At 45.3% G+C, this 20,604-nt stretch carries 24 protein-coding genes and 1 pseudogene; 8 read left to right on the top strand and 17 right to left on the bottom strand.

Annotated elements, in window-relative coordinates; all coding sequences use genetic code 11:
- The 5 genes and pseudogenes from ACTF5U_RS03250 to ACTF5U_RS03270 all read right to left on the bottom strand — a co-directional run.
- Positions 1-273, bottom strand: a pseudogene (locus ACTF5U_RS03250) (DUF2232 domain-containing protein); the annotation flags it as partial.
- Between the two features lie 46 nt (positions 274-319).
- Positions 320-547 carry a 30S ribosomal protein S18 gene (gene rpsR / locus ACTF5U_RS03255; protein WP_091713336.1) on the bottom strand — a complete coding sequence of 76 codons (228 nt, stop codon included), beginning with the start codon at positions 545-547 and terminating at the stop codon, positions 320-322.
- A gap of 30 nt (positions 548-577) precedes the next feature.
- Positions 578-916, bottom strand: coding sequence for a 30S ribosomal protein S6 (gene rpsF / locus ACTF5U_RS03260; RefSeq protein ID WP_438970204.1), 339 nt, complete (start codon positions 914-916; stop codon positions 578-580).
- A 109-nt stretch (positions 917-1,025) separates the two neighbouring features.
- Positions 1,026-1,766 carry a 23S rRNA (guanosine(2251)-2'-O)-methyltransferase RlmB gene (gene rlmB, locus ACTF5U_RS03265; RefSeq protein WP_438970237.1) on the bottom strand — a complete coding sequence of 247 codons (741 nt, stop codon included), beginning with the start codon at positions 1,764-1,766 and terminating at the stop codon, positions 1,026-1,028.
- A 28-nt stretch (positions 1,767-1,794) separates the two neighbouring features.
- A complete protein-coding gene (locus tag ACTF5U_RS03270) occupies positions 1,795-2,469 on the bottom strand; it encodes an OmpA family protein (protein ID WP_438970205.1) in 675 nt (224 codons plus the stop codon).
- 90 nt (positions 2,470-2,559) lie between these two features.
- Between ACTF5U_RS03270 and moaB the strand changes: the two genes are divergently transcribed.
- The 5 genes from moaB to ACTF5U_RS03295 all read left to right on the top strand — a co-directional run bounded on the left by moaB (position 2,560) and on the right by ACTF5U_RS03295 (position 6,351).
- A complete protein-coding gene (gene moaB / locus ACTF5U_RS03275) occupies positions 2,560-3,075 on the top strand; it encodes a molybdenum cofactor biosynthesis protein B (protein ID WP_438970206.1) in 516 nt (171 codons plus the stop codon).
- On the top strand, positions 3,075-3,320 hold the full coding sequence (locus ACTF5U_RS03280; RefSeq protein ID WP_438970207.1) for a glutaredoxin family protein: 246 nt from the start codon (positions 3,075-3,077) through the stop codon (positions 3,318-3,320). Before moaB ends, ACTF5U_RS03280 begins: the two co-directional genes overlap by 1 nt.
- 66 nt (positions 3,321-3,386) lie before the next feature.
- Positions 3,387-4,271: an alpha/beta fold hydrolase gene (locus tag ACTF5U_RS03285; protein WP_438970208.1), complete on the top strand. Its 885-nt coding sequence runs from the start codon at positions 3,387-3,389 to the stop codon at positions 4,269-4,271.
- Between the two features lie 45 nt (positions 4,272-4,316).
- Positions 4,317-5,456: a ribonuclease D gene (rnd, locus tag ACTF5U_RS03290; RefSeq protein WP_438970209.1), complete on the top strand. Its 1,140-nt coding sequence runs from the start codon at positions 4,317-4,319 to the stop codon at positions 5,454-5,456.
- A gap of 10 nt (positions 5,457-5,466) precedes the next feature.
- Positions 5,467-6,351, top strand: a complete 885-nt coding sequence (locus tag ACTF5U_RS03295) for a carbohydrate kinase family protein (protein WP_438970210.1) — start codon at positions 5,467-5,469, stop codon at positions 6,349-6,351.
- 22 nt (positions 6,352-6,373) lie between these two features.
- Here the strand turns inward: ACTF5U_RS03295 and ACTF5U_RS03300 are convergent, their stop codons facing one another.
- Genes ACTF5U_RS03300 through ACTF5U_RS03315 form a run of 4 tightly spaced genes read right to left on the bottom strand, consistent with a single transcriptional unit; the run spans position 6,374 to position 10,725 of the window.
- Positions 6,374-8,389, bottom strand: a complete 2,016-nt coding sequence (locus tag ACTF5U_RS03300) for a type IV pilus modification PilV family protein (protein WP_438970211.1) — start codon at positions 8,387-8,389, stop codon at positions 6,374-6,376.
- Between the two features lie 17 nt (positions 8,390-8,406).
- Positions 8,407-9,639, bottom strand: a complete 1,233-nt coding sequence (locus ACTF5U_RS03305; protein WP_438970212.1) for a pilus assembly PilX family protein — start codon at positions 9,637-9,639, stop codon at positions 8,407-8,409.
- 17 nt (positions 9,640-9,656) lie between these two features.
- Positions 9,657-10,238, bottom strand: a complete 582-nt coding sequence (locus tag ACTF5U_RS03310) for a PilW family protein (RefSeq protein ID WP_438970213.1) — start codon at positions 10,236-10,238, stop codon at positions 9,657-9,659.
- A gap of 1 nt (position 10,239) precedes the next feature.
- Positions 10,240-10,725, bottom strand: a complete 486-nt coding sequence (locus ACTF5U_RS03315; protein ID WP_438970214.1) for a GspH/FimT family pseudopilin — start codon at positions 10,723-10,725, stop codon at positions 10,240-10,242.
- Positions 10,726-10,896: 171 nt separating this feature from the next.
- Here ACTF5U_RS03315 and ACTF5U_RS03320 point away from each other — a divergent pair, with 171 nt between their 5' ends.
- A complete protein-coding gene (locus tag ACTF5U_RS03320; RefSeq protein WP_438970215.1) occupies positions 10,897-11,346 on the top strand; it encodes a type IV pilin protein in 450 nt (149 codons plus the stop codon).
- 218 nt (positions 11,347-11,564) lie between these two features.
- Here the strand turns inward: ACTF5U_RS03320 and ACTF5U_RS03325 are convergent, their stop codons facing one another.
- The 6 genes from ACTF5U_RS03325 to ACTF5U_RS03350 form a co-directional block, all read right to left on the bottom strand.
- The gene (locus ACTF5U_RS03325) at positions 11,565-12,056 is read right to left on the bottom strand and encodes a phosphatidylglycerophosphatase A family protein (protein WP_438970216.1); all 492 of its coding nucleotides are present in this window, start codon (positions 12,054-12,056) and stop codon (positions 11,565-11,567) included.
- Positions 12,037-13,005 carry a thiamine-phosphate kinase gene (gene thiL / locus ACTF5U_RS03330; protein WP_438970217.1) on the bottom strand — a complete coding sequence of 323 codons (969 nt, stop codon included), beginning with the start codon at positions 13,003-13,005 and terminating at the stop codon, positions 12,037-12,039. The genes ACTF5U_RS03325 and thiL overlap by 20 nt, the downstream gene beginning before the upstream one ends.
- Before the next feature lie 23 nt (positions 13,006-13,028).
- Positions 13,029-13,481 (bottom strand): transcription antitermination factor NusB, encoded by a 453-nt coding sequence (nusB, locus tag ACTF5U_RS03335; protein ID WP_438970218.1) that lies wholly within the window; start codon positions 13,479-13,481, stop codon positions 13,029-13,031.
- Between the two features lie 202 nt (positions 13,482-13,683).
- Positions 13,684-14,553 carry a symmetrical bis(5'-nucleosyl)-tetraphosphatase gene (locus ACTF5U_RS03340; protein ID WP_438970219.1) on the bottom strand — a complete coding sequence of 290 codons (870 nt, stop codon included), beginning with the start codon at positions 14,551-14,553 and terminating at the stop codon, positions 13,684-13,686.
- Positions 14,554-14,565: 12 nt separating this feature from the next.
- Positions 14,566-15,045, bottom strand: a complete 480-nt coding sequence (locus ACTF5U_RS03345) for a DUF934 domain-containing protein (protein ID WP_438970220.1) — start codon at positions 15,043-15,045, stop codon at positions 14,566-14,568.
- Positions 15,032-16,684 (bottom strand): nitrite/sulfite reductase, encoded by a 1,653-nt coding sequence (locus ACTF5U_RS03350; RefSeq protein WP_438970221.1) that lies wholly within the window; start codon positions 16,682-16,684, stop codon positions 15,032-15,034. Before ACTF5U_RS03350 ends, ACTF5U_RS03345 begins: the two co-directional genes overlap by 14 nt.
- Positions 16,685-17,030: 346 nt before the next feature.
- On the opposite strand from ACTF5U_RS03350, the gene ACTF5U_RS03355 reads away from it, so the two are divergent.
- Together ACTF5U_RS03355 and ACTF5U_RS03360 are read left to right on the top strand one after the other, a co-directional pair.
- A complete protein-coding gene (locus tag ACTF5U_RS03355; protein WP_438970222.1) occupies positions 17,031-17,474 on the top strand; it encodes a DUF3465 domain-containing protein in 444 nt (147 codons plus the stop codon).
- Entirely contained in the window at positions 17,475-17,987 is a 513-nt protein-coding gene (locus ACTF5U_RS03360; protein ID WP_438970223.1) for a DNA-deoxyinosine glycosylase, read from the top strand.
- Here ACTF5U_RS03360 and ACTF5U_RS03365 read toward each other — a convergent pair.
- Both ACTF5U_RS03365 and katG read right to left on the bottom strand, forming a co-directional pair.
- Positions 17,978-18,160, bottom strand: a complete 183-nt coding sequence (locus ACTF5U_RS03365; protein ID WP_438970224.1) for a hypothetical protein — start codon at positions 18,158-18,160, stop codon at positions 17,978-17,980. The two genes, ACTF5U_RS03360 and ACTF5U_RS03365, sit on opposite strands and share 10 nt — an antisense overlap.
- 57 nt (positions 18,161-18,217) lie before the next feature.
- Positions 18,218-20,380 (bottom strand): catalase/peroxidase HPI, encoded by a 2,163-nt coding sequence (gene katG, locus ACTF5U_RS03370; RefSeq protein ID WP_438970225.1) that lies wholly within the window; start codon positions 20,378-20,380, stop codon positions 18,218-18,220.
- Positions 20,381-20,604 lie beyond the last annotated feature (224 nt).

Raw genomic sequence — 20,604 nt, forward strand, 5'->3', positions numbered from 1 at the left:
CAGAAAAACGGGTAACCAGCTGGATAAGAGAATCAATCCTGCAATCCATAACTGCCCCAGTAAAAATCCAGCCAGTAAAGCGAACACTATCAACGTCGCGGTAACGACTTTAGCGCCCTCTCTTGGCCCCATTTTTAAAGTTGTCAGGGCAATCACACCACTGGCCAGATAATTCAGCGGTGGCAGCATCATTGCTGCCACAGACAATATCGCCGTAGCGACTGCCGCCTGCCATCTGCCCTTCATGGCAAAATCTGCAATTACTCGCAGCATAACTCTTAGTAACTAACGTTTAACTCAGGTGCTTTAATCAACTGAATTACTTGTGCATGTCGCAATAAGGCAACAATGCCAGGAAACGCGCGCGCTTCACACAAGTAGACAGCTGACGTTGGTAACGCGCTTTAGTACCTGTGATACGGCTAGGAACAATTTTTCCTGTTTCAGTGACATAATTTTTCAGCAAATTTACATCTTTATAATCAATTTGCTTAATGCCTTCGGCGGTAAAGCGACAAAATTTTCTACGTCTAAAAAAACGTGCCATTGTGATATCTCCTAAATTGCTAAAGCAGCATTAAGCTGATTTTTTCTCTTCATCTTTTTGCATCATAGGTGAAGGCTCAGTAGCAGCCTCATCCATGCTAACAACCAGATGACGGATAACAGCATCGTTGAAACGGAATGCAGTTGTGACTTCGTTCAATTGTTCAACGTCACATTCCACATTCATCAGAACGTAGTGCGCTTTGTGCACTTTATTGATGGGATAAGCCAGTTGACGACGGCCCCAGTCTTCTTGACGGTGGATTGTGCCACCTTGGCTTGTCAGCGTTTGTGTATAACGCTCGACCATGCCGGGTACTTGTTCACTCTGATCAGGGTGGACCAGAAACACGATTTCGTAATGTCTCATTAGAGCTCCTCACGGTTTAAACAGCTTTACGGTTGTCACCATAAAGCAAGGAGTTTTGCCTGAATTTAACTAAAGGCAATCTAATAGTTTACTTCGTTTATGGCAGGACTCACAAGTGACGTTGACGATAAGCTTCAAACAGGCTGACGCCAGCCGCAACAGAAACATTAAGACTTTCCGCCTCACCCTGCATCGGGATATAAACCACCTGATCACAATTATCACGTGTCAGGCGCCGTATTCCCTTACCTTCCGCTCCCAGCACAATAGCCATGGCGCCTTTTAACTCGGCTTCAAACAAGCTTGTTTCGGAATCACCCGACGTACCCACCAGCCAAACACCGGCATCCTGTAACTCACGCATTAATCGGGATAAATTTGTAACTTGCGCAAATGGTACTCTTTCAGCTGCTCCACTGGAGATTTTAACTGCCGTAGCGGTCAATCCTGAAGCTCTGTCCTTAGGAGCTATCACAGCATGAGCTCCGGCTGCTTCAGCAGTTCGGAGACAAGCCCCCAAATTGTGAGGATCCTGAACACCGTCAAGAATCAACAAAAGCGCCGGTTCATCCAGCGATTCCACAAGACTCATCAAACCTTTTTCATCAAGACTTTCAAGCGGTTTACATCGTGCGGCACAGCCCTGATGTTGCACATTTGGTGCAATTTTATCCAAGGTGTCCCGTTCCGCTTTATGCACGACAACACCTTGCTGGTGTGCTGCCGTAAGCAGAGCCTCAACGCGTTGATCCTGTCGATCGGCAGCCAGCCAGATTTCTTTGATCCGACTGACAGGTACATCCAAAGCGGCCTGCACAGCGTGCAGACCGAAAATAACATCTGGATCTATCGGTGTATGATTTGCCGTTTTTGGGTTTTTACGGCGCTTGGTAGGCTTCAGACTCTTGTCCTTCAACAATAGGTTTAACGTAGATTTCTACACGGCGATTGAGCTGACGTCCTGCCTCAGTTTCATTTGTAGCACGCGGTTCCGTTTCACCACGACCAAGAGCATACAAACGGCCTGTAGCGACACCACGTGACAGGAAATAATCAACAACAGACTGTGCACGACGTTCAGAAAGGCGCTGATTGTAACTTTCTGAACCGACACTGTCAGTATGCCCCACAACATGAATAATGGTGTTGGGGTAACGCTGCAGAATGTCGGCTACTTTGCTCAGCGTCGGCGTGAAAGCTGACTTCAGTGCTGCACTATCAAAATCAAACGACACTTCGTTAGCGATGTCGATTTTCAGGGTTTCATTTTCCAGTTGTTGAATTTCAAGCTCGTGGCGCGCTTGCTCATCTGCTAAAGCTGCTTCCATTTCTTTTTGTTGATTGTCCATGTAGCGACCAACGCCACCACCAGCCAAAGCACCAACAGCTGCACCGGCAATGACACCACCAGCACCATCATCAACTGCATAACCAACTAATGCGCCTGCTGCTGCACCAATCGCTGCACCCGCTTTTGTTTTTTGATTAGGGTCATCTGCCGCACAACCACTCAAAGCAGTTGCTACTAAGGTTGCTAAAACGAGTTTCTTCATTATTTTTCCTCCATTTTGCATTAACATTCTAGACCGCTATACCGTTGCTGACTATACTGGTTTTTCTGAATTAAACTGAGATCCGATTTAATGAGTCAACAATTTATTCCGGTCAATATCGCGATACTGACTATTTCTGACTCTCGTACCTTCGACAATGATACATCAGGAAAAGTGCTCGAAGATAAAGCAATCGCAGATGGCCATCATGTTGTCGATCGGCAGATTGTCGTTGATGATATTTACCAAATCCGTGCCATTGTCTCTAGATGGGTGGCGGATCAAAATGTGCATGTGGTGATAACAACCGGCGGTACGGGCTTAACCGGACGAGACGGGACCCCTGAAGCTGTCAAAGTGCTTTTTGACAAAGAAATCGAAGGCTTTGGTGAACTGTTTCGAAGTCTCTCCTATCAGGTTATCAAGACATCAACAGTGCAATCCCGCGCTGTGGCTGGCGTTGCCAATGGCACCTTCATTTTTAGCTTACCTGGTTCCTCAGGCGCTTGTCGCACTGGCTGGGATGAAATCCTGCACGATCAACTTGATGCGCAACATAAGCCTTGTAACTTTGTCGACTTGATTCCCCGCTTGTTAGAAAAATAATGCAGGTATTGCTTTTCACTACAGCAGGCTGTCATCTGTGCGAGCAGGCTCTAGACTTATTACATTCGGTCAGAGCCGATCACTCATTTGAGGTGATTGAAAAAGAAATCGGTGATGACGACTCACTTATTGAACTCTATGGCGTCAGAATCCCCGTTGTGCAATTTGAGGATGGAGAGGAAATTAACTGGCCTTTTGATGAGGCCTTACTCAGACAATCTATTGCTAACAAAATCAATCACTAACAAACCTTAACAGGAACTTCACACAGACTCTGTAACTCTTACTATAGTAATTGTGTGGAGTACGACATGTTAGTGAGACAGCTCTTTATACCCTCTTTACTACTAGCCTGGCTATCAACACCTGTCTTGGCAGGAGATTTTCCGCCCGTTCCCGGTAAACGCTATGATGTCGGTGGCTATAGTATTCATATGCTGTGCAAGGGTGTGGGTGAACCCACAGTGCTCATTGACGCCGGCTTGGGTGATGACTCAACTGACTGGTTTGACATTCAAAACAAATCTTCTGTTCAGACCCGTACCTGTGTGTTTGACAGACCTGGCTACGGTTGGAGTGATGCCGGTCCTCAACCGAGAAACAGTCTCATCATTTCTGATGAAATTTCCAAACTCCTTCAGAAAGCCAAGATAGTTGGTCCTTTTGTCCTAGTAGGCCACTCCTTTGGTGGCTACAACATGCGTGTATTCGCGTCTAAACATCCCAATCAAATTGCCGGCATGGTATTGGTAGATGCCTCACATGAAAGTCAGTATGACAAGCTCAACATCAAACTTCCCAAACATTTTGACCGTAAAGGTAACATTCTGATTCTGCCCAAAACGAGTGATACTGTCAGCGACAAATCACAGGCACTGAAGGAACGCGCATTTCATGCCGCCCGTGCTGAAATTTCTTCTTTATATCAAAGCACTCTGCAGGTTAAAAAACACAATGCCATACCCCGAGTGCCCCTAATTGTCATTAGTCGGGGGTTATCTGAGTGGAAAGATCGTGATGATGCCGAAGTCCGCGAGAAAATATGGGTCGAACTACAACAGGATCTATGGAAATTATCCCCTTTGAGTCAACACATCTTTGCTAATCACAGTGGTCATGATATTCATCTGGAACAACCCGAATTAATTGTTGGTGCTATTGCAGATGTCGTCAGCATGAGTCGTGTTATGAATTAACAGGCAAACTGGCTATACTGTCCCCCTTTTAACAAGACATCGTTCATGACAATCCAGTTTATAGACAGCAATGACTCACTCAAGGATCTGTGTGAGCAACTTGCCGGCAGCACATGGCTCGCCGTCGATACCGAATTTCATCGGGAAAAAACCTACTATCCGCAGCTATGTTTGATTCAAATAGCGAATGATGATGTCATCGCCTGTGTTGATCCCCTGAAAATCAATGATCTGTCACCACTGCTGGAGCTGTTTTATCGCTCGGACATGACCTTAGTCTTCCACGCAGCTCGTCAGGATCTCGAGTTATTGTTTATGTTGCGTGATGCGCTTCCGCAACAGATTTTCGATACTCAACTCGCTGCCACGGTTCTGGGTTACGGAGATCAGATTGGTTACGGCAATCTGGTGAAACAATGTCTAAACGTTGATCTTGATAAAGCCCATGCCCGCACGGACTGGCGTCAACGGCCTTTATCAGATGATCAGATCGATTACGCTGCCGATGATGTTCGCTATCTGCGTGAACTTTATCATCAACTCAAACAAAAATTAATCGACACCAATCGCATTAGCTGGCTCAAAGAAGATTTCTCTGCACTTTCAGCAACTGCTACCTACCAAATCGATCCGGATAATAGTTGGCTCCGAATTAAAGGCGCAGGCCGACTGAAAAGTTCACAGCTTGCCGTATTACAGCAGCTCGGAGCCTGGCGCGAAGAACGTGCAGTAAAACAGAACCTTCCCCGTCGCTGGATATTAAAAGATGATGTCATGCTGGATTTGGCTCGCTTTGCTCCCTCTTCACTGGATGCTATGAAAAAAATCCGCGGTCTTGAATCACGTGATATTGATCGACATGGTCAGGCAGTACTAAAAGCCATTGAATCAGGCAAAGCCTTGCCACAAGAACAGTGGCCGGTAATGAAGCGGCCTGAGCCGCTCACCAATCAGCAGGATGCGTTGGTCGATACCTTAATGGGCTTATTACGTAAACTCTGTGACGAACAAACCATTACCCCTGCTGCAGTTGCGACCAGAAAAGATATTGAGGCCTTGGTGCGTGGTCACGACTCCCCCATTAAGCAGGGCTGGCGATATGAAATTGTCGGTCAGAACTTACAAAAGTTTTTAGATGGCGAGCTCAAGCTCTCAGCCAGTCAACAACAACTCGAAATTCAATAGAGGAACATTCATGTCTGCATTAATCTGTGGTTCTTTTGCTTTTGACAGCATTATGGTCTTCCCTGACAAATTCAAAAATCACATTTTGCCCGACAAGGTACATATGCTCAATGTGGCCTTTTTAGTGCCAGAACTTCGTCGTGAATTCGGTGGTTGTGCCGGGAATATTGCTTATAACTTAAAACTGCTGGGTGATAACCCTTTACCGATGGGTACCGTTGGCACTGACTTCGGCCCTTATGCCGAGTGGATGGACCAAAATAACATCAGCCGTCAGCATGTTCATACTAAAGAAGGTCATTACACAGCTCAGGCATTTATAACGACTGATATGGATGATAACCAAATCACCGCATTCCATCCTGGTGCTATGAATCTGGCCCACGAAACACCCATCAGCGAAGCTGAAGACGTATCTCTGGCCATTGTTGCCCCTGACGGTCGTGATGGCATGGTTCAGCATGCGCAGCAGCTTAAAACGGCTGGTATTCCGTTTATTTTCGATCCGGGCCAGGGCTTGCCCATGTTCAATGGTGAGGAATTAATGCAGTTTGCTGAACAGGCGACTTATATTGCCTTGAATGACTATGAAGCACAGTTATTTAAGGACAGAACCGGCTTACCTGAAGAAGAAATAGCTCGCCATGTCGACGCATTAATCATCACCCGTGGTGCTCAAGGATCAGATATTTTCACGGAAGGTAAAAAGATTGAAATCCCATGCCATAAAGCTGAAGCGGTTATCGACCCAACAGGTTGTGGCGATGCATACCGCGCAGGTCTATTACACGGCATTATGCATGGCAAAGACTGGGAAGAGACAGGCCGGATTGCAGCCATGATGGGCGCCGTCAAAATTGCCCATCATGGTACGCAAAATCATCAGCTTATATAAGCCACTTCAAAATCATCAATAACTATGGAGGACAAGAGGATAGCTCCATTGTAAGATTTGGAATATCTGCGATAACATTTGACTCACTATAAGAGGTAGAGCAACTGTAAGGCGTTGTGATTTTACTATTACCTGAGCCAGTCGTAATTTCATAGTTGGCTGTAAGGATGATATTCAAATCATCACCTGAGGCGATAGTACATGAAAACTCACCCTTCTTATCTGGGATGCCACACCCCGATATACTGAATGTTGTCTTATTGGGTAAAGTTGGCGCACTAATGCTTCCATTAACCGTAATCGGACTCGGCGCAACTCCTGACACAATTACAGAAACAGCATCAGACAATGATGATAAAGGAGTAACAATCTTGTTTGTGATGCCGTCATTGCTTGGATGCATTGTGCTAGTAATGGCTATACCAGGTGATGCAGCTGCATCCAATGATGTCGCCTCTCCCCGGTTATAGGTACCGTAATAATCATTCGCTGGGTCTGATATCGTCGCAATGTCTCTATCATCTGTAACACTCACTTTTAGCTCATCTGCTGATTCCCAGAAAGAAAGCAACGTGAGATTAACCTCAGCAAAAGGTACTTTTTCAAGTCTGTCAGCATTATTACTATCTGCCACATACGTACTGTACTCACTGCTCAGCGAACCGGTCAGGTCATAAACCTCATCAAGATATACACCTCGAGACTGAAGCTGATTGATACTACCTACGGCAGTATTAAGAGGCGTCCTCAGCGGTGGTTTTACAATCGCAATGGGGGGTTCGATTTGATTTTTTATAAGTTGGTCAACGTAAGCCGTATACTGTGCTTGCAATGGGTCCCCATCACTCAAGTCATCTCTGTTCATAACAGTGAAATCTATTAAATTCCAATCCTGGAATACACGCAATACCCCATCAACTAATTTCATACGACATGATTCGAGGTACTCACCAGAAACAACAGTGTTGCCATTTTCATCATAATGCGCATGATTTCCTGATGTTGTGCCAGCAACGTATTTCACTGATGAAGCATCATCGTCATGATGGTCACGACAACAAGTGGTACATACCTCGTCCACAGCGTTGACGTTATTCGTTTGTGTTGCTGTTGGCTTGCTTATAGGTGATCCAACATAGTCATAACGCTCTTTGTCTGTATCATCCCACACCGCATGCGCAGGCGGATAAGTTATGCCATCAGAGGCAGATAACGTACATTTACAATCCACGGTCGTAAATTCTTCTCGACGTGTTTGTACAAATGCGTTCGCATCTAAAGGATTTGTTTGGTAAGTAACCACCTCAAAAGTCACTATCGTATTGGCATTTTGCCCCTGACTGACAGCATCAGGGAGTGGCTTGCTGGTTTGTCTTTTCGTACCATCCCCTGTATTGACTTCCACATCGATAACATCTGGAGCAGCTTCTGGCGTGTAACTTGAATAAATGGGAGCACCGCCAGCATTCGTCGTACCAGAAAGGGCTGTCAAGCCAGGATCGTATGCATCTAAAATCGTTGATAGCGCCACCGAGGCATTGTTACCGGTAGCGACATCCAACCATGAAACTGTGATTTCTACATTTTTAAAGTCAACTGTTGGTGCTGCTGTAGATGCATCGTTCATGGCTGTTGGCACGTTAGTAACAAATTCGTATGGTGTCACGTCCCAACTGAGTTGATAGTTTGTATTACCTATTGGAATGTTTGTGTTAGCCAGTAATTCTGGATCACATAATGGCGCACCGCCTTCATTGTCAGCGATATCAGCATACGCTAGTGACGCCGCACTTAGCCCTGGAGAAGGACAACCCCAATCACTGCCCCCCGTCAAATCGGTTTCGGTAAAGCTCCTCAGATCATCTATTTTCTTTTGAGCAAGTGAGACAGCCACGGCACGTTGATTCGCATTTGAACTATTTTTAATTAACGTGCCCTGCAGTTTGGATATAGCTAAAATGCCCACTGCAAGAATAAGCAATGCTAGCATGACTTCAATCAGCGTAAATCCTCTCGCATGATGTATTTTTTTCATCATAATTCTCCTAGCACCGCTTAAAAGTCACGCCAGCTGTATTGTAATCGTGAAAATATAGTGTTGATCTCTGGATCTTTCAGGTTAGCAAATACCTCTGGATCATACACTTGTGCGTAGTTACCATTAGTTAAGTCACTTGGGAGTTCTGAAATGGCTGAACCGTGAATAACTGGACCACCGTTTAACACAAAATCCCCCAGACCGAATAATATGCCCCAAACTTCACTGTTAGCATTGACTCTAATCTCACCTTCAACGACAAGGACGATAGGCTTATCCCTGCTCCCAATTTCAGCACCGTTAATTGTACAATCACCCTCAACCCATACAAGCGCTGAACCTGATAGGCCGGCAAAACCGGTCGCTAGCGATGAACAGTTTGGCAGCACTAATCCTGCTGCACTTTTAACATTCACTTGAGTGTCACCAAAGACATAGAAGAAAGGAGAAGATGGAAAATCCGCTGCTGGATAAAGAACAATATCTTCATTCAGATCATTTTTATTACTTCTTTCGTCATTGCACTGACAGCTTAGCCAATTTGCACCTGTTACCCCATCCCCTTTGGTATCCTGGCATACGGCACCACCATCCCTGAATTGATCATGGTCACATGTTTTCCAGTTACCTGTACCACCACCAGTTACTACAGCTGTGTCTTTAGCCCAAACAGAAACGGGTACACCTTCACCTGCACCATTAGGGTTCGGTACGATATTAAAGTTACCGCTCAACGTACCAGATGGAATCATAAGAGGGGGGAGTTGCCCGGGAACGATTAACTGATTCGCCGCGTAACTGACTTGCACAACAGAGTTGGCACTACCATCGTCAGAGGTTCCAACACCCAATACGGTCGTGACATCCCCCACTTTGACCATATATCCTTCCAGTCCAGCCAACATGGGGACCGATGAAGTTACCGCCCCACCACTAATAGTGCCATACACAGATTCTGCACCAGATATATCACATGGAAAAACGGTGGTGTTACCGGCACATGTTGTCCATCCCACCCCTCCACCATGCAGACTCTTGTTCTGCCTCAAAAAAGAGGCTGTAAAATCAAGGCCTGCCTCTGCATTAGCAAAGGCCTGTTTATGACGGTATTGGTTCGCCGAGATACGCTGATCTTGCAGCCCGACTTGAGCCGCAAACGTCACCACAAGTGTGACGCCAATCAATAATAAGATCGCAGTAACGATCACTGCTGCGCCCTTCTGATGATAGTGACTGGTGTGATTTAACATTCTCATACTCCTGTCCACTACGGGGCTTCGTTTCTAATTCGAATCGTTTCTTGCATTGTTCTTCGCGCTGTACCGGGATTAAGTTGACGTCGTCCAGTTAAAGTGATGTCTAATCGCTCAACCGTGACTGAACCAGCGGGAGTACTGTTTAAATCGTTGACTGTAAATGTCTCAATTGTAGTTACTCCAGTGGTTGTAATATCTTGCCAACCGCTCGCTGGACAATTACCAGTGGCACAACCAGAAGCATTATCAGAACACCACTCTAAATCACCAGCTTCTAACCTGAAACCTCTTATTGTAGGAGCTGCGCCACTGGCCGTGTAACCATAGATGACACAGCTAGCTGTGTTTGTGTCTAAGGTATTCATTGCCGTCGAGGTGGAGTTTGAGCTATATCCATGTCGTTTCAATTCGTCTGACATAAAAGTCATCGCAGTGCGTAACTCTTGATTTAGCTGCATCATTTGAATGTTTTCAGCGCTTGATTTCACATTACTTATAAAAATTGTCAGAATTGTTGCCATAACAATAAGCGATAGAATTAGAGCAACCATAAGCTCAATCAGTGTGAAACCTTTTTGTTTGATCGCATTCATGCTACTGGCTCACCGAAATTAGACCTATAGGATTTAAAATTACTTTTCTAGTCGTTCCAGAAGATGAAGTAAAAGTATAAGTACTGGCGTTATCAGGTAATGCATTAGGTGTCTGAAATGTGACGGTATTGACCGTCGCATTAGTGAAATTGACACCTCTATAATCGGAATCGTTATATACCTTCACCGAACCATTGACCGTGCAACTAGCAGGATTAGTACAATCGCAATCCAATCCACCTGATGTGTCGTCTATTCCAATGCACCACGCTGCTGTGTCTGTATAAACCTGTACATCAGTGTTTTGCTTGATAGATTCAGAGCGAGCGAACTGGAGGACGGAGTGAAGCGTATCTGCACTGCCAACCAGACGCCGACCTTCTAATATAGAGGCAAAGTAAGGGGTTGACAAAGCCGCCAATACGCCTATCAGAGTTATTATGATCATCAACTCAATGATAGTAAAACCTTTTATTTTCGCACCCATCTGCAACTCTAAATAATGTAGATTGGTTCAATTATAGTCCCTAAAAACATTTATTTACCAGCTATTTCCATGGAAGGCTTCACAGTTTTCATAAATAGAATAAACACTTGATGACTACATATAAAATATTGGTTAAGGTATTACTAATAACTCTAATGAGATATTTAAATTATGAAAAGATTAAGTAATAGAGGTTTCACACTCATCGAGTTGGCGATAGCCGTAGTTATCATCGGTGTATTAGCGGCCATTGCCATACCTGCATATCAAAATTATGCAAAGCAGGCGAGAAGAGCTGATGCAAAAAGTGGACTCCTTGGCCTACAACTTGCTCAGGAGAAATTGAGAGCTAATTGTGCGCACTATGCACAGAACATAGGAACATCCACAGTGTGTGGTGCTAATAGTGCTGGGACTACTGTAGATTGGACTAGTACCTCACCTGATAGTTACTATAGTTTAGCCATTGTCGGTGCATCCACTGCTGGTTATTCACTCAGCGCAACTCCGCAAGGCAAACAAACAGGTGATGACTGTGGTGTTTTCAATGTAACCGTGGATAATAACGGCGAAAGTTATACTGCAGCAGGTGAACCAGCAATAGAATGCTGGGGTAGATAGATTCAAGAGGATTTCAAATTGTCTCCTGAAATATATTTTCTCAACACCATCTTCCAATGGGTGTGCAGATAGTAAACATAAGAATAGTAGGGATTAACAGAACGACCATTCATTCTAAAAAGCGTGAATCTACATTGTTCATTTTTTTGAAATCCGTTTCAAATTTAAAGCAAGTGAACAAGCCTGCCAATATTAGATTTTCTGGTAGTTTTACGTTTTTAGTATACGGTAACTGCCAATAATTGCAGAATAAACGCTGCATAGATACCCGCTACCACATCATCAAACATTACCCCAAAACCACCATGAAGTTTTTTATCGGCCAGGCTGACAGGCCAAGGTTTGAGTATGTCGAAGAAACGAAACAGGATAAAACCAAGCACTATCCATAACCAGCCTTTTGGTGCCGCTATCATGGTCACAAGGTAACCAACGACCTCGTCCCACACCACACCGCCGGGGTCATCCTGTTTTATCCAGTCCACAGTTAATTGGCAAATCCAGATACCAAACAAAAAAGCGGCTAAAGTAAATCCTAGGTAGGCTACAAGAGACCAGTCTTGAATCAACCAAAAAAGGGGGATGGCAACCAAAGTGCCAAATGTACCCGGAGCTATAGGACTAAGCCCAGAACCAAATCCATAAGCGATAAAAGCAGCCGGTCTCTTGAGAAGTGCTTTAAAATTAACGTCAGGCCCCGAAGTGGTCATAACCTTTCCTTGTATCGTATTGGATCGGCTGTCCCTGTTGGTCTAGCACTATCAGTTCTCCGCTATCTGTAATTTCACCAATGCACGTCAGCAAATCCGACTTGGCCATCAATGCTTCTGCTTTATCAGCAGGCACCGTAAAGCAGAGCTCATAATCATCACCCGAATTCAGGGCAAATGTGCTCGCTGTTTCCAACGGAAGTCTTTGTAAAGATGACGATAAAGGCAGTTTATCCAACTGAATGAAGGCACCTTTATGACTTTTTTGCAGGATATGGCCTAAATCAGCTAATAATCCGTCTGAAATATCAATTGCCGCCGATACATTGTGTTTGAGAAGTTCGACTAGATCATTTCTCGGGGTGGGCATTTCCAGACGCCCTTTCAGATAGTCTTTGTCATGCACATCAAACTCTGGTGGCGTCCAGTTTTCAAGCTGTTGTTTGAGTGCTGCACCAGCATCACCGAGCGTACCACTAACAAAAATCAGGTCGCCCGTATTCGCACCATCACGGCGAAAAGATTGATTCTTTTCCACGAAGCCATGGACCTGAATACTGATGCTGAGGGGGCCTCGTGTCGTATCTCCGCCCACCAGTTGAATATTATGGCGTTTTGCGAGCTCAGAAAGCCCAGTAGCATATTCTTTCAGCCAATTTTCATCGAGTTCGGGTAAAGTCAGTGCCAATGTAAACCAGGCAGGGGTTGCTCCCATGGCAGCTAAATCACTTAAGCTTACTGCCAGACTTTTATGACCCAATGTTTGAGGACAGACATCAGAGAAAAAATGAACATTTTCAACCAGGGTATCAATGGAGACTGCAAGTTGCAGCTCATCAGGACACTGCAGTAAAGCACAATCATCACCCACCCCGAGCACAACGTCGTCACGCTTTAATGTGAGATCAGTAAAAAATTGCTGAATCAGAGAAAATTCAGATAAGGCCACTGAGACAACCGCCGTTTAAAAGCTTATTTTTTGGCGCGTGCAGATTTTGCTGCCTGATATTCATGCGGTCGTAAACGAGCACCCATTTTATCAAGCACACCGTTCACGTATTTGTGGCCCTGTTCGCCACCAAATGATTTCGCCAGTTCGACAGCTTCATTCAACACTACGCGGTAAGGAATTTCAGGCAAATGCATAAATTCAAAAACAGCTAAACGTAAAACCGATATCTCAACCGGGTCAACTGCATCCAGGTCACGATCAACGGCCTGAACCAATTCGCTATCAATGGCATCCCTATATTGAATGGTGCCTTCGATCAATGTCGTGAAATATTTTCTATCAATTTTGTCGGCATATTCGGCCGTAACAAATTCCAGTGCATCGTTTTGAGGAGCTTCATTGTTCACCAATGCCTGATACAAAGCCTGTACTGCTGCGCGACGCGCTTTTGTACGTGGTAATCCACCAGCCATTATTCTGTCGCCTCAATTTGACGTAACGTATAAACCATTTTTTAACGCCTATTATGCTCTTTCTTTACTATTATCAGCGGTATCAAAGCCTGCTTTTGTGATTAAGAACAGGTCGTGACTCGGCAATAAAATTGTTAAAGATCCAAGCTGTAATTAAAAATCATTGTACTCACATTGTCTTAGCCTTGGCTAACCGAAAAGGTTAGAGCCAACGGCGAGACTTCTTTTGTTTATTCTTTGCAAATGGCAAACCGTTTGGATCCGCCGCTACCGTTATCCATTCAAAAGGTTCTTTATCAATTCTGACCGCTGTAAGAGTCTCGCCCCACACAGCTCCGCTATCTAATGAGAATACGTTGCCGTATTGTCCCACGCCCAATGTCGACCAATGTCCGAAAACAATTCTATCGTTCTGACTGGCGCGATTAGGCATCTCAAACCATGGCTTCTGATGTAACGGTTTATCTTCCGGCGCGCCTTTAAATTTCAGGGCGAGACGACCATCTTCATGACAATAGCGCAGACGGGTAAAACAATTCGTAATAAACCGCAGGCGGTCCCAGCCTTTCAGATCAGGTGACCATTGTTTAGGTTTGTTACCATACATATGGGTAAAAAAATCTCGCCAACTGTCTTTTTTTATCACCGACTCGACTTCTGCAGCCCGCTTTAGGGCTTCGTCGATACTCCATTCAGGTGGGATGCCAGCATGAACCATACTGAACTGCAAAGCGGCATCATGATAAAACAAAGGCTGATGACGTAACCAATCCAAAATCTCATCACTATCCGGGGCTTTAAGCACTGGCTCAATGGTGTCCATATGATGTTGAAATTCAACGACGCCTGCCGCATTCGCCAGAAGATGAAGGTCATGATTGCCCAGGACGGAAATACAGCTGTCACCCAGCTGTTTGGCAAAACGTAACACTTCAAGTGATTTAGGACCTCGGTTAACCAGGTCCCCTGCCAACCAGATTTGATCATTTGCTGGGTCGAACTGGACCCGATCCAGCATTTTGATCAACTCGTCATAACATCCCTGAATATCGCCTATCGCGTATACAGCCATGAGCTAAATCGATTAACGGCGACGGTATAAAGGTTCAGGTCTTAACACCGTGGTCTGATAACTCTCAGTGAAATCATCAAAAGCCTTCAACGCATTGGTTAATCTATTCGGGTTGGCCAGTTCAAAACTGTTAATACCGCACTGCGACATATAAAACAGTTGATCGCGCAACACATCTCCCTGAGCACGTATTTCGCCTTTATAGTCATAACGATCTCGCAACAACCGTGCAAAAGAGTAACAACGCCCATCGGTAAACGCAGGGAAAAACAGCACAATCAATGAAAAACGCGCTAGATCTGGAATCACTTCTTCCAGAGGATCATCACCACTGAGGCGAATACCTAAACCGCCTTCATGATTTTCCAGCTTTTCATGTTGCTCTTGCCAGCGTGCCAGTGTGATGGTGATATTGCCGGCAACCAACTCAGCTTCATCGTCAAGATGTAACCAGTTATCTTCGACAATTTCACGATCTTTAATTATCTGCATAAACACGCTCCTTAAATGGATCTACACCGACACGACGAACAGTAGTCAGGAAAGCTTCATCTTCATGGCGAAGATCAACATACGCATCCAGTAACTGTCCGACAGTATCGACAACACCGTCTTTTGGAATGGCTTTACCTAAACGTTCACCTAGAGAAGCATCTTCTTCAGAACTGCCACCGAGGGTGAATTGATACCATTCTTCACCTTTCTTATCCACGCCCAAAATACCGATATGTCCAACACTTTGGTGTGCACAGCCGTTCATGCAGCCTGAGAATTTGATTTTGATATCCCCCAAATCATAGAGGTAATCCAAATTATCAAAGCGCTCAGCAATCTGTTTCGACAACGGAATCGATGTTGCATTGGCCAGACCGCAATAATCCAGGCCAGGACAGCAGATAATATCTGTCAGCGTATTAATGTTTGGGGTTGCCAGATCATCGGCGCTCAAACGTAACCAGAGCGCATATAAGTCAGCTTGTTTCACATCAGCCAACACCAGATTCTGGGTATGCGTAGCACGCACTTCACCAAGACTAAATTCATCAGCCAGATCTGCCACAACTTCCAGTTGCTCTGAAGTGATATCCCCCGGAGCGATCCCAGGTTTTTTCAGCGACACGTAAACCGCTTTATACCCCGGAACCTTATGTTCAAATGTGTTTTGCTTAACCCAGCGGGCAAACTCTTCACTTTCTGCCAGCATTTCTGCAAAGCTGGTGTCATCTGCCGCCGTTGTTTCGTAATCTGGTTCGGTGAAGAATGCTTTAACGCGATCCACTTCTTTCTGATCCAGTTTCAGTTGGTCACGAATCTGCACCCACTCGGCTTCAACCAATTCACGAATGTGGTTGATACCATGCTCTCGAACCGTAATTTTAATACGTGCTTTATATTTATTATCACGACGACCCAGACGATTATAAACACGCAGAATTGCTTCCAGATACGACAATAAATCTTCTTTTTCGAGGAATGGACGAATCTGTACACCGATAACAGGTGTACGTCCCAAACCGCCACCAACGAGTACTTCAAAGCCAACTTCGCCATCTTTATTTTTGACAATACGTAAGCCGATATCATGCAATTGTGTTGCCGCACGATCTTCTTCTGTACCGATAATGGCAATCTTGAATTTACGTGGCAGGTACGCAAACTCCGGGTGGAAAGTAGACCACTGACGAATGATCTCTGCCCATGGGCGGGGATCTTCAACTTCGTCAGCGAGAATGCCAGCGAACTGATCGGTAGTGGTGTTACGGATGTCGTTACCACTGGTCTGAATCGCATGCATCTGAACCGTGGCTAATTCAGCCAGAATTTCAGGTACATCTTCAAGCTTTGGCCAGTTCATCTGAAAGTTTGTGCGGGTTGTGAAATGCACAAAACCTTTATCGTAACGACGTGCAATGTCTGCAATTTTACGAATCTGAACAGAAGACATCATGCCGTAAGGAACAGCAATACGCAGCATCGGTGCGTGAATCTGGATATAAAGACCGTTGGCCAGTCGCAAAGGACGGAATTGATCTTCGGTCAGTTCGCCAGCCAAGAAGCGGCGTGTCTGATCGCGGAATTGAGCAACCCGCTGATCAACCATCGATTGGTCATACTTATCGTATTGATACATTTAAATCTCTAAAAACTCTAACTACTGGACCCACTATTATAAACTGCGCTGCATATAACAGGAAATTATAAATAGCTATATCCATATTCATGAATAATCTAAATGTCGCATTATTATTGGCGTTATTGCTTACTCAGCTCTGTAATGCTGTATTAAAAAAAGTAACGGCGTATCGCTTTCTGCGCGATGTTTTAATTTAAAACGTCTGCTTATTCAATGCACTTGTCGCTGACTCCGCCCAGCACCTGTTTGATTTATGGCAGAATAAAGCCAGAAATGAACAGCGCTTCCTATGTGATTTTTGCCTGCATATTTAAGCTGAATCAGCGTATAGAGAATAAAAAACATGTCAAAGAGCAAACGCCAAAAACAACGTATCTGGTTACTCATCGCGTTCATTATTCTGTTCTACGGTGCCAGCCAGTATGAACCGCAACAAGCGCCTGAAACATCAGAACAAGCCTCTCCCATCGCTGAGCTTTATCAACAAAAACGAAGCGATGTGCAGGTTGAAGTATCTGGCGAAGTCACTCGGATTTTTGCCGATGATAATCGTGGTAGCCGCCACCAGCGTTTCCTGATTGAGTTAGCCGACGGTCATACATTACTGGTGGCACACAATATCGATTTGGCGCCACGAGTAGCAGACCTGGAAATCGGCGACAGCATTGATCTTTATGGTGAGTATGAATGGAATGATAAAGGTGGTGTGCTGCACTGGACGCATCACGATCCTGATAATCAACATCCCCATGGCTGGATTCAGCATCAGGGCGAGCTTTATCAATAAATGACAGTAGCCAAACCACTCAGCTTCAGCTTTTCTCCCATTGTCGGACCTGATGCCAGCATTTTGATATTGGGCTCAATGCCCGGCACCGCTTCTTTAGAAGCTGGGCAATATTATGCCCACTCACGCAATGCCTTCTGGCCGATTATGGCTGAGTTATTTGGACTGAAGACCGACTGGCCTTATAAAAAACGGTGTGCCTACTTAGCTGAGGCCGGTGTAGCCATCTGGGATGTATTAAAAGCCTGTCACCGCCCGGGCAGCTTAGATCAGCACATTGATATAAAAACAATGCAAGCTAATGATTTTATCGCTTTTCTCTCTCAAAACAGCGGTATTAAGGCTGTCTTTTTTAATGGGGCAAAAGCAGAACAGGTATTTAAACGATTTGTTTTACCAGATCTGACAAAACACCTAGTTATGGAAAAGCTACCCTCCACCAGCCCGGCTCACGCTGCATTGAAATTTGAAGACAAACTCAAAGCCTGGCAAAAAATAAAAGCTTACTGCTGAGTCTGCTGCTCAATCGCTTGGTGCTGAATATCAGCAGCTTCAAGTACCTGCTTTTCCACATCTCGCGCTTTATCCATCGTTTTGAATTGTTCATCCCAAACTGTTTTTTCGGCTGGCTCCTGCTCACAGGCAGACAGACTAAATACCACTACCACTGCAAATAAAGATTTCATACGTGTCCCAAAAAAACAAAGCAGGCTATAGAATAACCTGCTCTGTATAGACAAGTACTACTGCAGATCAAAACGATCGGCATTCATAACTTTGACCCAGGCACTGACAAAGTCGTTAACAAACTTCTCTTTCGCATCATCCTGCGCATAAACTTCAGCATAAGAACGCAGAATAGAGTTGGAACCAAACACGAGATCCACACGAGTCGCAGTCCACTTGAGTGCATCAGTTTTGCGATCGCGAATCTCGTAAAGATTACTTCCAGCTGGTTTCCAGCTGTAATTCATATCCGTCAGATTAACAAAAAAGTCGTTGGTCAACTGACCTTCGCGCTCGGTGAACACTCCATGCTGTGTACCACCGTGGTTAGTGCCGAGCATTCGCATACCCCCGGTCAACACAGTCATTTCTGGCGCCGTCAATCCCATCAATTGAGCGCGATCCAGCAATAACTCCTCGGGTTTGACCACATAATCCTCCTTCTGCCAGTTACGGAAGCAATCAGCTAAGGGTTCCAGTGGTTCAAACGATTCAACATCCGTCATTTCCTCACTGGCATCCCCACGGCCTTTGTAGAAAGGTACCAGGATGTCGAATCCAGCTGCTTCAGCTGCTTGCTCAATACCCACACCACCGGCCAACACAATAATGTCTGCAATGCTGGCACCGGTCTCGGCTGAGATGGTTTTGTAAGTTTCCAATACTTTAGTAAGTCTTACCGGCTCGTTACCTTCCCAATCTTTCTGAGGTGCCAAACGAATATGCGCCCCATTAGCACCACCACGCATGTCGGAACCACGGAAAGTACGAGCGCTATCCCAGGCGGTACTAACCATATCGCCTATGCTCAACCTGCTCTCAGCAATTTTCTCTTTCACTGCTTCGACACAATAGTCGGTATTACCTGTCGGTACAGGATCCTGCCAGATTAAGTTTTCATCTGGCACTTCCGGTCCGATATACCGCGTCTTTGGTCCCAGATCACGGTGTGTCAGCTTAAACCAGGCACGGGCAAAACAATCCCGGAAATACTCAGGATCGGCCATAAACTTCTCACAGATCTGGCGATATGTCGGGTCCATCTTCATGGCCATATCAGCGTCAGTCATGATCGGATTGTGTCGAATTAAAGGATCGTCCGTATCTGCTGGCTTGTCTTCTTCTCGGATGTCGACAGGCTCCCATTGCGAGGCTCCCGCCGGACTTTTCTTCACTTCCCACTCATGTCCGAACAACATATCAAAATACCCCATGTCGAATTGCGTGGGCTGTGTTGTCCATGCTCCTTCAAGACCGGATGTATTTGCTTTGCTGGCTTTACCATCCTGGTTCGGATTATTCCAACCAAATCCCTGTTCTTCCACATCGGCTGCTTCTGGTTCTGGGCCCATATCAGCATCGTTCCCATTACCGTGACATTTACCAACGGTGTGACCACCAGCAGTCAATGCGACGGTCTCTTCGTCGTTCATGGCCATACGTTTGAACGTCACTCGGACCTGTTCAGCCGTCTTCAGTGGATCCGGTTCACCATTAACACCCTCCGGGTTCACGTAAATAAGACCCATTTGAACGGCAGCCAATGGGTTTTCCATCGTGTCGGGCTTGTCTACATTCTGGTACCGCTCGTCGGATGGTGCCAGCCAGTCTTTTTCAGCACCCCAGTAGGTATCTTTTTCCGGGTGCCAGATATCTTCACGTCCGAAAGAGAAACCATAGGCGGGTAGCCCCATTGATTCATAAGCCACTGTACCGGAGAGGATAATTAAGTCGGCCCAGGAAATCTTGTTGCCGTACTTTTTCTTAATCGGCCACAACAGACGACGTGCTTTATCCAAATTCCCATTATCAGGCCAGGAATTGAGTGGTGCAAAGCGCTGGCTGCCAGTACCACCACCGCCGCGACCATCAGCGATGCGGTAAGTACCAGCAGCATGCCAAGCTAATCGAATCATCAAACCACCATAATGACCCCAATCAGCAGGCCACCAGTCCTGACTTTCCATCATCAGCGCATGCATATCCTTTTTAAGGGCATCAAAATCCAGTTTTTTGACTTCGTTTCGGTAATCGAAGTCTTCTCCCATAGGATTAGTCTTACGATCATGCTGATGGAGAATGTCCAAATTGAGTGAATTTGGCCACCAATCAGTGTTGCTCTTACCTGTCTGAGTCATGCCGCCGTGCATAACGGGGCATTTACCTGTTTGTTCGCTCATTCTGTATCTCCTGTCAGTCATCTAACACTGAAGGGCTGATGTCATATTATCCCTTCGATTAAGTGCAAGGTAGCACAGGAAACTTATTGTATTGACGCGTAATTCCGACAGAAACAATCGAATTTTACGATTGAATAGTGGATGCATGAGATATTACAGGCAGAAAAAGTCAATCAAAGAAAGGCAGAATCCAGAGAGATGAATCACTCTGAAAGCTTAGCTGG

Source organism: Methylophaga sp., assembly GCF_965655755.1.
GTDB lineage: Bacteria > Pseudomonadota > Gammaproteobacteria > Nitrosococcales > Methylophagaceae > Methylophaga.